The organism is Pseudomonas sp. Sample_16, from assembly GCF_004307665.1.
In the GTDB taxonomy this organism is placed as follows: domain Bacteria; phylum Pseudomonadota; class Gammaproteobacteria; order Pseudomonadales; family Pseudomonadaceae; genus Aquipseudomonas.
This window is the reverse complement of record NZ_RCOB01000176.1, coordinates 1-12,403: the sequence shown is the minus strand read 5'-3', so window position 1 is coordinate 12,403 and position 12,403 is coordinate 1. Positions and strand designations below refer to the sequence as shown.

The following is a 12,403-nucleotide window of genomic DNA, read 5'->3' as shown; positions in this document are numbered from 1 at the left end:
ATCAGAAAGGCGCGTCGCCCTGGATGGTGGTGCGATACAGCTTGCGGCGCAGATGGCTGGGGCATCCGGCGGCAAGGTGAATCAGCGAACGGTTGTCCCAGAACACCAGGTCGTGAGCCTGCCATTGATGGCGGTAGATGTTTTGCGGCAGCACGCTGTGGGCAAACAATTCGGCCAGCAGTTGCCGGCTCTCGTCCTGCGGCAGGCCGACGATGCGGGTGGTGAACCCTTCGCTGACGAACAACGCCTTGCGACCGTTTTCCGGGTGGGTGCGCACCACCGGGTGCACCACTTCGGCGACTTGAGCCAGCTGTTCCGGAGTCAGCGTCGGGCGCCAGTTGCCTTCGAACTTGGTCTCGCTGTAGCGCGCCGTGTAGGAGTGCGCCGCCGAGCGACCTTCCACCGCTTTGCGTAGCGCCAGCGGCAGGTTGTCCCAGGCTTTGTGCATGTCGGCGAACAGCGTGTCGCCGCCCTCGGATGGCAGTTCCTGGGCATGCAGCATCGAACCCAGGCTCGGCAGTTCCTTGTAGGAGAGATCGGAATGCCAGAACTTGCCGGCATCACCGAGGCCAATGTTCTGGCCGTTTTCGACAATGTTGGAAACGATGAGGATTTCCGGGTGGTTGGCCAACAAAAACTGCTTGAGCACATGGATCTGCAGCACGCCAAAACGGCGGCTGAAATCGATCTGTTGTTCGGGGGTGATGCGCTGGTCGCGGAACACCACCACATGATGATCCAGGTGGGCGCGATGGATGCGGGCGAAGTCCTGATCATTGATCGGGCGGGACAAATCCAGGCCGATGATTTCGGCGCCCACTGCGCCGCTGAACGGGCGAACTTCAAAGTGTTGTGGCGCGATGGCTGGCGCTGCGGATACGGCTGCTGACATAAATCACTCCCACGCACGGCACGCTCAAGGGCGCGCGCGTCGATCAGAAACTCACGGATATCGTGTTGGTTCGTGTCGTGCGGCGCGCCGATTGGTCGGCAGGTACGCAGGTGGTTGACTTTATAGATATAAGAAAAGGAATTTAAATACCGTTAGCGAATAACCATATGGCTGAATTCGCCTATGCTGCTGACAGCATGACGCGGTTCTCTGTGAGGAATGTTCCATGTTCTACGTGCAACGCGATACAGCCGGGCAACTGCTGCGCGTCGAAGCCCAAGACTACGCCGAAGCCACGGAAACGCTGCCGGCCGACCATCCTGACCTCCAGGCCTGGTTTGCCAATGAACTGATGAACACAAGCCTCAACCAGCTCCAGCAGATCAAACAGCTCAAGCAATTGCGCAAGAGCGACCTGGAAATGATCCGGGTCATCGACGATTTGATCGAAGTGCTGATCAACAAAGGTGTGATCCTCGTCACCGACCTGCCGGCGCCGGCACAGGCCAAACTCATGGACCGCAGCCAGGCGCGGGAGGCGTTGGGCGGGTTGAGTCATTTGGTGGATGATGATGAGGATGGGGTGATCTGAGTTTTTTATTGCCTGTACTGACGCCATCACGGGCAAGCCCCACAGAGTTATGTGTGATGCACAAATTTTGCTAACACCTGCAACCACTGTGGGAGCGGCGGTGCGACGATTCGACTTGCCCGCGATGGCGATCTTCAGCTCACCGCCGACTTGTCCTTGAACAAACACTCAAGCAGCTCCGGCGATTCGAGGTGATCCAGCGCCCGCTCCACCAACAAATGCACCCCGTCAGCCATGCGGCTCAGCGCCAGCGCAACGGATCGGCGTGAGCCTTCCACATCGTCCGCCAGGTCGGCGGCGATGGCGCTGATGGACAGTAAATCTTCGGAGGCGTTGGCCAACAGGGCTTCGATGTTGATGTCGTCGGCGACGGTGAAGAGGTGGTTTTTGTGGGGCTTGGTTTCGGGAGTGTCGCCAGGGGTTTCCGGCGGATTTGGAGTGACTTTGAACATGGATTGGTTACCTCAAATTGAGCGCTGAAACCAGTTCGCTTGCACGCAAATAAGGTGGCAGCAATGTGCGGGGTGCAAGACCGAGGAAACCAATCCAAAACCTCGGCAGACCCGAAGGTCTCCCGCACACAGCCGCCATAAAGCGAATACAACGAGATACTCGATGCATTACCCATGGTGTTGCCTGGATTGGACTTTTACCCGGACCTGCACGTCCGTGTCACTGCTTATTCAGTGACAAACTCAGACTAGGCTTGGGCACTTGGCCAAACAAGTTCACCGACACCACTACAACTTGAAGGAAATCTCCGACGCCGGTGTCCCCTCTAGGAACATTCCCACAGCAATTGTGTTGTCTGTGCTGACGCCATCGCTAGCAGGCTAGCTCCCACAGTAGATCGGTATTGATCGCAGGGAGTGTGTACGACATGAGCCCATGTGGGAGCTAGCCTGCTAGCGATGGCAACCTCACAGGCAACCCTACCCCCAAGGCCTCGGCTCCCCGATCAACCGCCCCTGAACCCCATACACCCCCAACTCGCGGATCACCGCCAGTTCGCCCTCGGTCTCGACCCGTTCGGCAATCAACGGCAGATCAATGCTGTGGGCCGCCCGTTGAACAGCCTCAATGAACAAGCGCTTGTCGCTCTCCTGATCAATCGCACGGATGTAGCTGCCATCGATTTTCAAGTACGCCAACCCCAGCCGCGCCAGGTTGCCGATCATGCTGAAGCGCCCGCCAAAACGTTGCAGGCTCAACGTGAACCCGAGCTCGCGCAGGCGCCGTGTCAGATCTTCAAGCATGGCTTGATCGGGCAGTTGTTCTTCGCCGATTTCCAGGGTCAGTCGCGGCCCTAGATTGGAATGCGAGCGCAGCAGCTCGAACAGCGCATTCAATGCCTGTGGATCTTCAACGGTTGCCGAAGACAGGTTCAGTGCCAGGGTCGATTCGTGGTCGGCCATCTGTTCCAGCACTAACTCCAACATCAGGCGATCCAGTCGCGCCGTCCAGTCGAACCGCTCCAGCCACGGCAGAAAGCGCCCTGCCGGAATGCTCTGGCCCTGATCGTCGATCAACCGTGACAGCACTTTGTAGTGCAGCACCAATTGCGTGTCCTGGCTCGCCACCACCGGTTGAAAAAACAAGGTGAAGCGCCGCTGCTTCAACGCCTGATCCAGCAGATCGTGCCAGGCATGATGATCGTCGCCGACACCGGCCAAAGCGCTCTGGTCAAGGCAGACCCAGTTCGAATCACCCAGGCCTTCAGCTTGCGCCAACGCCTGATCCGCCAATGCGAGCACGGATGGCGGCGCGTCGCCATAGACAAATGGCGCCAACCCGATCGCGGCCGCCTTGGTCACGTCCGTCGCTCCGGTCGCGTGCAGGCTGGTCATGGCGCTGTCGAGGTGCTGCGCCAACTGCAACGCTTCTTCGCGCACCAGCCCCGGCGCCAGCACGGCAAATTCACCACCACGAATGCGTGTGACCAAGTTCAGGGTTTCCGGGTATCGGGCGCACTCCCTGGAAAGTTGCTCGCCGACCGCCTGCAACAATTCGTCTGTACGTTGCCCACCCAGGCGCTGGTTGAGGCCCGCCAGATCCTGAACCCGTAACAACAGCAAATAACCAGAGCTGGCCTGTTCAGGGTTACTCACCCGCGCATGCAATTGCATCTCGAAATATCGCCGGTTGGCCAGCCCGGTCAAATTGTCCTGATAAGACTCCGCCCGCAGTTTTTCACTGCGCTCGGCCTGTTCCCGAAAGAGCGCCTTGAGCTTCTCGACCATCTGATTCATCGCCTGCACCACGCGCCGCAATTCAGGGGTGCGCGGCAGGTCAGGCAAACTGAGAAACTCGCGACGGGCGATGGCGTGGGACTGCCGGACCATGTAATCCAGCGGTTTCAACTGGCGCCGCAACAACAGCGCACCCAGTATCGCGCTGACCACCCCACAGAGCAGCAACCACGCCAGACTGCCCAACGCGCTCTGCCACAGTTTGGCCAGGGCGAACATGGGGTGGCTAACCACTTCGACCCGCGCGGCCTGCTCCCAGCCACGGCTGACGATCGCGTCGCCACCGGCAGGTTCCAGCCCGATCAATTTGACGAACCAGGCCGGGACATCGGTATCGGCCGGGATGCCGCTGCGCTCGACCAACGTTTTGTCGTTTGCCAGATCGACCACGCGAATGCTCGCGTAATAGCCGCTGTCGAAAATCGAACTGACCAGCAACTCAGTCATTGCCGGATCATCGATGTTCGGCGTCAGGGACAGCGCCAGCGCCGTCGCGGCGTCCTGGGCATGGGAACGCAGCTGATTGACATACTGAGTTCGCGAACTCTCCAGGCTGACCATGAAGCTACCGGTGAAGGCGATGACCAGGAACAGACAGATTGCGATCAACAGCTGTTTGAACAATGACATCTGTGGGCGGCTCCTAGTTAATCGACTCGACCGGAAATCCTTCGGCCTGCATTTTTTTCAGCACGTCCTGCCAACGAGACAGACGCTTGCTGTCACTGACCCTCTGGTTGCCCTTGGCACCGGGCAACCACAACCCGTTTGCATTGAAAGAGTAGACCGGCAACAGATCCGTTCGTTGGCTGGCTGGCCGGATATCATCGATCAGGCTGTCGAGCACCAGCGGCATGGCCTGGGGGCTCGCGTAATAGGTCAAGACCATGTGCGCACGATTCAATTGCAGCGCCTTCACGTAGGTGATGCGCAGCTTGTCACTGGCAACGCCCAGATGACGCAAGCTGAAATACTTGGCGATAGCGTAGTCCTCACAATCGCCGGCGCCTTTGAACAGGGCTTCGACCGGTGTTTCCCAGTAATCGGCCTGATGCCACAGGTCGGCATCTTCGACGTAGCGTATGCGCTGGTTGAAGAACCGGTTGACCCGGTCGAGCTGTTCCAGTTCGCTGGCCTTGTTCTGGCTGGCCAGCAAGTATTGCCAGTCATCAATACGCTGCTGACCTTCGCCCAAAGGTCCGTACAATGCCTGCGCCCGGCGGCTGATCGACGAGAAATCCCAATCGCCCAGTACATCGCCCAGCATTACACCGGCCAACAGCATCGCACCGCACAGCCAGCACAACATCCGGGGTATCGGGAAACGTACTGGCAATGCGCGGCATCCAGGGTAGACAGTTGGAAGTCGGTTGATGGTGTAGGTTAATCCGCCAAAAAACAATGGCACGGTGAGATCACCAAGGGCGCGCTAGACTCAAAGAAAGCGCTGCGTTGCGCGTTTGACAAGCCTCCAGGCAGTTACTAGTGTCAGTTGGATCCAAAAAACCAAATAGCCAATCAGGGTGCGTAGTAGTGACACAAAAGCCCAATCCGCTCAGCAGTATCAAGGTCAACGGGCCGATTCCCGCTCACTTGGCTCGCTCAGTCATCGAGGAAACCCTGCGTTCGGCGATTCTCGATGGTCGCCTGCCCTGCGGCATCGCTCTGCGCCAGCAAGATCTGGCCGACCTCTTCGGTGTCAGCCGTATGCCGGTGCGCGAAGCCCTGCGTCAGCTCGAAGCACAGGCGCTGCTCAACGTGGTCGCCCATAAAGGCGCGGTTGTCGCGCCGCTGATTCAAGGCGACGCTGCGGAAACCTATGCCCTGCGGATACTGTTGGAGTCCGAGGCGCTGCGCATGTCGGTGCCGCTGTTGGAGATTGCTGACCTCGAACAGGCCGCCCGTTATATCGATGAGCTGGAAACCGAACACGACTACAGCGAAATCGGCCGGCTCAATCGCCTGTTCCACATGTCGCTGTACAGCAAGGCACCCAATAAGCGCCTGCTGAAACTGGTGGAAGATGGCTTGAACGAGGAAGAACGCTTCCTGCGCTTCAATCTGGAAGCAATGGGCCTGGGTAAATTGTCCCAGGAAGACCACCGGGCCATGTTGCATGCTGCCCAAGAGCGGGATGTCGACAGTTCGGTGAAGTTGCTGGTTCATCACCTCAATCGTGGCGTCGAGGTCATCACCCGTTACCTCGCCAGCCCTGAAGCCCAAAGTCGAAAATTCTCGAAGTAAAACAGTGATGAGGGAGCTTGCTCCCTTTCCGTCATGCCGCGCCCAGCCCGCTTGAAACCGAACGATCCACTTACAAATTTCCCATCCCCTTATGCCCTCTCCGATTCCCGAATTCGGTGATAGCGGCTGTCTTGAATTACGCTCACTCCTGGGGTGCCGACAACCCATGAACGGGGCGACGCATCGCAATTAAGCAGCAGTCCCCCGCACCAGGAACCTACGGAAGGAGCCTTGCCACGGGAACAGGAGAGTCGGCGCTATTCCCGGCGAACTTCCCCCTCATATCACTTCAACGATTTAACCCAGAAAGTTGCTTCGAGTGAGGCATTCACTCTTTATTAAAATTCTGACTTTTAAAAGACGGAAGGAGCAACTACGACCAAATAAAACTTATTCAAAAAGTCTTATAGAAACTTGCCGCGCCCGAAAAAGTTGAACTTTAAAATATCTGAAAAATAACTTGCCCGACACTTAATTTGTGTACTAGTTTTTCCAGGCCGACATATGGCGCCGGCTGAGAAGCCACAGCAGCAGCCCTTACAGCACCTTAACAAAATCATTCAGATTGAGGCATTCGCTCGCCACAAGAAAACTTTTACCAACAATAAAGAGTGACCACTCCTTCGTACCAGACAACTAAAGGCTCGCCGATGAAACCAACCAAAGAGCATCTTGAACAAAAAAAATCGCAACTGAGTGCGCACCCGATATTCTCCGAAATACACTCACTTCCAGTATTGCGGCGTTTTATGGAAACCCATGTTTTTGCGGTTTGGGATTTCATGTCGCTGACCAAACGACTGCAACAGGAGCTGACCTGTACGCAATTGCCCTGGCTCCCGCCACGCGACCCGCAGGCAGCACGATTGATCAACGAGATCATACTGGGCGAAGAGTCCGATGACCGCCCCGCTCAAGGCCACTACAGCCATTTCGAGTTGTACCTGGATGCCATGCGCGAAGTCGGCGCGAGTACGACCGCCGTCGAGCGGTTTGTGGCGCTGCAGCAGGAAGGCGTGAGCTATGACGTAGCGTTGCAAAGTATCAAGGTGAACCCGGCGGCCGCGCGGTTCGTGCGCCATACGCTGCACACCGCCTTGCATGCGCCTGGCCACAGTGTCGCAGCGGCATTTCTGCATGGCCGCGAGAGTGTGATTCCACAAATGTTCCAGCGCATCCTCGACGACTGGGGTATCGGTATCGAACAAGCCCCGACATTTCGCTACTACCTGGAACGCCACATCGAGGTCGACGCTGAAGACCACGGCCCCGCTGCAGAACGACTGCTCGCGCGACTGGTCGACAGCGACCCGCAACGCGAAGCAGACGTGTACGCCAGCGCCATCGCCGCCGTAGACAGTCGCATCGCTCTGTGGGACGGCTTGCGCCTGAGCATGAACGAGCCTCTGGCGGAGGTGAACCCATGAACGCCGCCGACTATCTGTCGTTCGCCGATGCCTGGGAGAGTCGCGCCACCATCCGCACACGCCCGCGTCGCCTGCTGGAGAACGACGACAGGCTGATTTATCCGCTGAGCCGGCAACCGCTGGTTCTCAGCCAGACGTTTGTGCGCGAGTGCCCGGAGCAGCGCGACTTCGCCCTGGTGCAGACGCTCTACAAATTCATCAATGACGTGGTGATCTTCGAAACGGAAATCGTCGACAAGACCGCCCGTAGCATTGCCAAGAATCGCTTCGCCGTGGCATTCCCGTTCGCCTGTCGCTACGACGCCATGACGGTGGTGGTCGATGAGGATTACCACGCGTTGGTCGCCATGGATTTCATGCAGCAGGCCATCGCCATGACTGGCATCACACCCATCGGGCTGCCTGAAGAAATCGAGTTGAGCCGGGCGATCCCGGCAGCCATCGCTATGGCACCGGAACACCTGCGCAGCGCTGTGGAGCTGATCTGCGTGGCGATTGCCGAAAACACCGTGACCGGTGACGTTGCCGCGTTCGCCAAGGACGATACCGTCAAGCAGTCGATCAAGGGCTTGATGGCCGACCACTTGCTCGACGAGGGCCGGCACTCCGGATTCTGGTCGCGGATGGTGCGCATCTACTGGCACACCGCAAGCGCAGCCGACCGCGAGTGCATCGCGCAAATCCTCCCGGTGTTCATCAGCCACTACCTGACCAACGACATCCAGAAGGCCTTTGACTTCCAACTGATCGACGCCTTGCAGATCAGCGATGCCGCGCGCCAATCCCTCAAGAATGAGGTGTCCGGCCTGGCCTTCCCGATCAATCGCCATCACCCGCTGGTCGCCAACATCGTGCGGTTTTTCCGCAGCAGTTCGCTGCTCGATTCGCCGTGCGTGCAAAGCGCCTTGAGTGACTATTTGCTTTGACGAGGAACCTGTCATGAGACGTCTCGAAATTCTGCTTGCCGGCCACAGCCAGGCCCTGACCGACCTGGCGCTGGAACTCGAACAACACGGTCATGCACTGACACGGGTAACGACAATCGATGCACCCTTGCCGGAGCATCTGGATCTGATGATCGATGATGCCAGCCTGAACCCGCTTGTTTTCAGTCCTGCACCGCGCCTGACGCTGCAGCTGGGCATCGGCCCTTCGCCAGCTTCAGGATTATCGCCGCTGGATCTGTTATTCACCGTTGATGCGACTTTGGTCAGTCGCGTGCCGATTGCCGATGAACCCTCGGGCAATGGTCAGGCACTGCGTCTGCGCGCAATCAAGGAACTGGTGGATCACGTCGCCCTGCTGGTCAGTCGCTACTCCCGCGACGCTGAGTATTTCCTGCTTGCACAACCGGCCATTTGCCCTCACTTCGCAACGTTCGAAAACCTGCTGTATCTCGACAGCCTCGCTTACATCCATCGCCGTAATGCAACCGCTGCACCATGGCTGCTGGAGCTCGCCGAAATACCGATGATCGAACGGCTTGAACAGCGTTTCATTCAGAGTGCCGACAGGCCTGCGTTGACCGTTGCCGGGACCACCCTCGACTATCGCCAGTTGCACACCCTGAGCCGTGCTATCGAGCAGCGATTGCAGCCCTTGCTCAGCCAGCATGAAGCCCCGTTGGTGGTGGGAATCTGCCTGCCGAAATGCAGCGCGTTGTACGCAGGGATCCTGGCGATTCTGGGCAGCGGCGCGGTGTATTTACCCCTGGAACCAAGCCATCCGCTGCAACGTCAGCGGTTCATCCTGTCAAATGCCGGCGCGGTGTTACTCCTGCATGACGGTCGGCATCCGCTTGCCGCGCAAATGCCGGGAATCGATATCACTTCGATCGATGCCAGCGACGTCAATCTTGAGCAACCGTTGATGCGTCAACGCCCCGTGCTTGAGGCGCCGTGCATGGCCCTCTACACATCGGGAACCACCGGCCAGCCCAAAGGCGTGTTGCTCAGCCAGGCCAATCTTGCTCACTTCACCGCATGGTATGCCGACTATGTGCAGCTGACCGAAGCGAGTCGGGTTCTGCAATTTTCCTCACTGAGCTTTGACTCATCGCTGATCGATATTTTCCCGACGCTGCTGCAGGGTGCCGAATTGATCGTGCCTGCTGAAGACCAGCGCCGCGATCCGCTGCAACTGGTGGAGCTGATCCGTCTTCGGCAACTGAGCCACGCCTTTTTGCCACCAGCGCTGCTGAGCATTCTGCCGCTGGAGTCATTGCACAACCTCGAACACGTGATGACGGGTGGTGATGTCTGCGAGCCGTGGGTGATCCAGCAACTGACTCGCCAAGGCAATCTCCACAACCTCTATGGCCCCACCGAAGCCACCGTGCTGATTACTGCGCGGCAGTTGCAAAGAGATGACAACAACCGGACCCTCGGCGATCCGATCGCCAACAGTCAGGTGCTGATCCTCGATGATGATTTGCAACCGGTGACAGAGCATGCCGTCGGTGAGTTGTACATCGCAGGGCCCGGTGTGTGCCTGGGTTATCTGAACAACCCGCAGCAGACCGCCGAACGCTATCTGACCCTGACGTTGCCTGATGGCCAGCACTTGCGTGTCTATCGCACCGGGGACATGGCGAAGTGGACGAACGAAGGGATCGAGCTGTGCGGACGGCGCGACAATCAGGTAAAGATTCGCGGTTTCCGAGTCGAGCCAGAAGAGATCGAACGCTGCCTGCGCGACAGCCAGTTGTACCGCCAAGTGGCGGTGGTGATCGACAGCCATCGTCGAATCCTGGCCTTCCTTGCACAGCCTCAAGAACACCATGGCGGTATGGCGCGCAATGCGCTGAAGGCTCACGCCATGCAGTATCTGCCGGAGTACATGCAGCCGGTGGCGTGGACCGAACTGGCGGGCATGCCGTACGCCAGCAACGGTAAGGTCGATCGCAAAGCGCTGCTGGCGCTGCCGGTCAGTGTCAGCGAAAACACCCCGCGACGCCTGCCGGTCAATGCCGATGAAGCGCTGCTGCTGGAGATCTGGGCCGATCTGCTGGAGTTGCCGGCCGGCGATATTTCCACCGATGAAAGCTTCTTCAATCTGGGAGGTCACTCCATCCTGTTGTCGCGCATGCTCCTGCGTTTGCGCGAAGAATTCGGTCGCAGCATATCGATCAACCGCTTCATCGAACTGCCTACCATCACCAAGCTTGCGACACTGGTGCGGGGTTCAGGCCGTGAAGAAGTATTGAGCGACCGAGCCTTGGCCGATGCCTCTCGCGAACTGCATGTGCAGCCATTGCCCATCAGCCGTCTGGGCGATGTACACAAAGTCATCGTCACCGGCGCCAACAGTTTCGTCGGGGTGCACATCGTCGAAGCGCTGTTGGGGTGGGGCGCCAGTGAAGTCGCTTGTCTGGTCCGCGACGGCAACGGGCAAACGGCGGCTGAGCGGTTTGCTCAGGCGTTGCGTGAGAACCGCCTGGAGCATCTGGACCTGAGTCGGGTGCGGGTGTACGCGGCAGATATCACCCAGCCAGGCCTGGGCCTGGCCGACGAGGTTTACCTGCGCCTGGATCGAGAGTTCGGCGCCTTGGTGCACAACGCCGCCAACGTCAATCACGTACTCGATTACCAATCGCTGGCGCGGGACAACGTCGAGCCGATTTTCGAATGCCTGCGGCTTTGCGAAGGACACAGCAAAAAGATCTTCAACTTCGTCTCGACGCTCTCGGCTTCCAGCGCGGTTTCCGCAGATGGCAAGGTACTGGAGCTGCCCGCCGCGCAGACTCCACCCATCTACATCAAGAACGGCTACAACCTGTCCAAATGGGTCGGCGAGCGGATCCTGCAACGGGCGCGGGAGCGCGGTGTGCAAGTCAATATCTATCGCCCCGGCAACATCAGCTTCAACAGCCTTACAGGCGTCTGCCAGCCACACAAGAACCGTTTGATGTTGATGCTCAAAGGCTCGATCCAACTGGGCCAGGTGCCGGAGTTCGCGCTGAATTTCGATCTGATGCCGGTGGACTTCCTCGCCCGCTTCATCGCCTTCCATGCCAGCCGCTATCAGTCGGAAAAAGCGGTGTTCAACCTGCACAACCCCGAGCCCCTGAGCTGGGACCGATACGTGGCGTCGTTTCGTGAAGCCGGGCAGGAATTTTCATTGGTCAGCGTTGCAGACTGGCAGCAGCAACTGGCTCGGGTCGACAGCGATAACGCGCTGTTCGGCGTGCTCGGCTTCTACCTCAACGGCTTTGAAGAAGACATCGGCGACATCTCGATGATCGGTCACGACAACGCCCAGGCCGGTGTGTGGCAGATGGGCGCGTGTTATCCGGAAAAGACCACGGCGCTGCTGCGCCGTGGCTGCGACTACCTCAAGGAAATCAATTTCATCTGAGTCATCCCAACCCGCACGGAGCAAAACCATGAGCACTCTGCAACCCGATACCCTGATCCAAAATCCACAAGGCTGCCACGTTGTATCCTCGGTGGAAATCCCTGCCGAGGCCGCACGGGTCTGGGCCGTTGTCGGCAACTTTGCCGGCTTCGACCGATTCATACCTGCGCTGTCGCACATTGAAATGACGGGTGAGGGAGTGGCTTCCCTGCGCAAAAAGCACTTCAGGGACGGCAACCTTGTCGTCGAGCAACTCAACTCCCACGACGATCACACGATGAGCATGACCTGGACCACGATCTACAACACCCTGGGTGTGGCCAATCTGTGGGCGGCGATGCAGGTGACTCCCATTGATTCAGGCAAATCCGTTGCGACCTGGACGATCATCGCCGAACCGGCGCAGGGAGGTGCTGACGCGATGCCAGGGTTCCAGGCGTTCGTCCAGGGCTTTGCCGATGATGCGATGAACAATGTGTTGAAGTTATTTGTATAAGGCTTTTGTTTTGCGGTGACCGCCAACGGCTTTTGGCTGCCCTGAAACGACAAAACCCCTGTCTGCGTTAGCAGACAGGGGTTTTGAATTTGAATCTTGACGATGACCTACTCTCACATGGGGAAACCCCACACTACCATCGGCGAT

10 protein-coding genes are annotated in these 12,403 nt (G+C 58.3%); 6 read left to right on the top strand and 4 right to left on the bottom strand.

From position 1 onward, the window contains the following. Window position 1: 1 nt before the first annotated feature. Window positions 2-892, bottom strand: coding sequence for a TauD/TfdA family dioxygenase (locus D8U69_RS23280; RefSeq protein ID WP_056852036.1), 891 nt, complete (start codon window positions 890-892; stop codon window positions 2-4). Between the two features lie 226 nt (window positions 893-1,118). Between D8U69_RS23280 and D8U69_RS23275 the strand changes: the two genes are divergently transcribed. Continuing rightward, window positions 1,119-1,484: a hypothetical protein gene (locus D8U69_RS23275; RefSeq protein ID WP_056852035.1), complete on the top strand. Its 366-nt coding sequence runs from the start codon at window positions 1,119-1,121 to the stop codon at window positions 1,482-1,484. 134 nt (window positions 1,485-1,618) lie between these two features. Here the strand turns inward: D8U69_RS23275 and D8U69_RS23270 are convergent, their stop codons facing one another. The 3 genes from D8U69_RS23270 to lapG form a co-directional block, all read right to left on the bottom strand. After that, window positions 1,619-1,936, bottom strand: coding sequence for a DUF6124 family protein (locus D8U69_RS23270; RefSeq protein ID WP_130908214.1), 318 nt, complete (start codon window positions 1,934-1,936; stop codon window positions 1,619-1,621). Window positions 1,937-2,416: 480 nt separating this feature from the next. Continuing rightward, window positions 2,417-4,363 carry a cyclic di-GMP receptor LapD gene (lapD, locus tag D8U69_RS23265; RefSeq protein WP_130908213.1) on the bottom strand — a complete coding sequence of 649 codons (1,947 nt, stop codon included), beginning with the start codon at window positions 4,361-4,363 and terminating at the stop codon, window positions 2,417-2,419. A 13-nt stretch (window positions 4,364-4,376) separates the two neighbouring features. Next, a complete protein-coding gene (lapG, locus tag D8U69_RS23260; RefSeq protein WP_130908212.1) occupies window positions 4,377-5,069 on the bottom strand; it encodes a cysteine protease LapG in 693 nt (230 codons plus the stop codon). A gap of 197 nt (window positions 5,070-5,266) precedes the next feature. Between lapG and D8U69_RS23255 the strand changes: the two genes are divergently transcribed. The 5 genes from D8U69_RS23255 (at window position 5,267) to D8U69_RS23235 (ending at window position 12,256) form a co-directional block, all read left to right on the top strand. Further along, a complete protein-coding gene (locus D8U69_RS23255; protein ID WP_130908211.1) occupies window positions 5,267-5,977 on the top strand; it encodes a GntR family transcriptional regulator in 711 nt (236 codons plus the stop codon). A 650-nt stretch (window positions 5,978-6,627) separates the two neighbouring features. Next, window positions 6,628-7,404: a DUF3050 domain-containing protein gene (locus D8U69_RS23250; protein ID WP_130908210.1), complete on the top strand. Its 777-nt coding sequence runs from the start codon at window positions 6,628-6,630 to the stop codon at window positions 7,402-7,404. Continuing rightward, window positions 7,401-8,330 carry a diiron oxygenase gene (locus tag D8U69_RS23245; RefSeq protein WP_130908209.1) on the top strand — a complete coding sequence of 310 codons (930 nt, stop codon included), beginning with the start codon at window positions 7,401-7,403 and terminating at the stop codon, window positions 8,328-8,330. Before D8U69_RS23250 ends, D8U69_RS23245 begins: the two co-directional genes overlap by 4 nt. Before the next feature lie 13 nt (window positions 8,331-8,343). Further along, the gene (locus D8U69_RS23240) at window positions 8,344-11,760 is read left to right on the top strand and encodes a non-ribosomal peptide synthetase (protein WP_130908208.1); all 3,417 of its coding nucleotides are present in this window, start codon (window positions 8,344-8,346) and stop codon (window positions 11,758-11,760) included. 28 nt (window positions 11,761-11,788) lie between these two features. Next, on the top strand, window positions 11,789-12,256 hold the full coding sequence (locus D8U69_RS23235; RefSeq protein ID WP_130904537.1) for an SRPBCC family protein: 468 nt from the start codon (window positions 11,789-11,791) through the stop codon (window positions 12,254-12,256). Window positions 12,257-12,403: the final 147 nt, after the last annotated feature.

What these genes read in the sequence shown, in the direction of transcription:
- D8U69_RS23280 (WP_056852036.1), bottom strand. Translation starts at nt 892, where the DNA reads ATGTCAGCAGCCGTATCCGCAGCGCCAGCCATCGCGCCACAACACTTT.
- D8U69_RS23240 (WP_130908208.1), top strand. Translation starts at nt 8,344, where the DNA reads ATGAGACGTCTCGAAATTCTGCTTGCCGGCCACAGCCAGGCCCTGACC.
- D8U69_RS23275 (WP_056852035.1), top strand. Translation starts at nt 1,119, where the DNA reads ATGTTCTACGTGCAACGCGATACAGCCGGGCAACTGCTGCGCGTCGAA.
- D8U69_RS23250 (WP_130908210.1), top strand. Translation starts at nt 6,628, where the DNA reads ATGAAACCAACCAAAGAGCATCTTGAACAAAAAAAATCGCAACTGAGT.
- D8U69_RS23270 (WP_130908214.1), bottom strand. Translation starts at nt 1,936, where the DNA reads ATGTTCAAAGTCACTCCAAATCCGCCGGAAACCCCTGGCGACACTCCC.
- D8U69_RS23245 (WP_130908209.1), top strand. Translation starts at nt 7,401, where the DNA reads ATGAACGCCGCCGACTATCTGTCGTTCGCCGATGCCTGGGAGAGTCGC.
- D8U69_RS23235 (WP_130904537.1), top strand. Translation starts at nt 11,789, where the DNA reads ATGAGCACTCTGCAACCCGATACCCTGATCCAAAATCCACAAGGCTGC.
- lapD (WP_130908213.1), bottom strand. Translation starts at nt 4,363, where the DNA reads ATGTCATTGTTCAAACAGCTGTTGATCGCAATCTGTCTGTTCCTGGTC.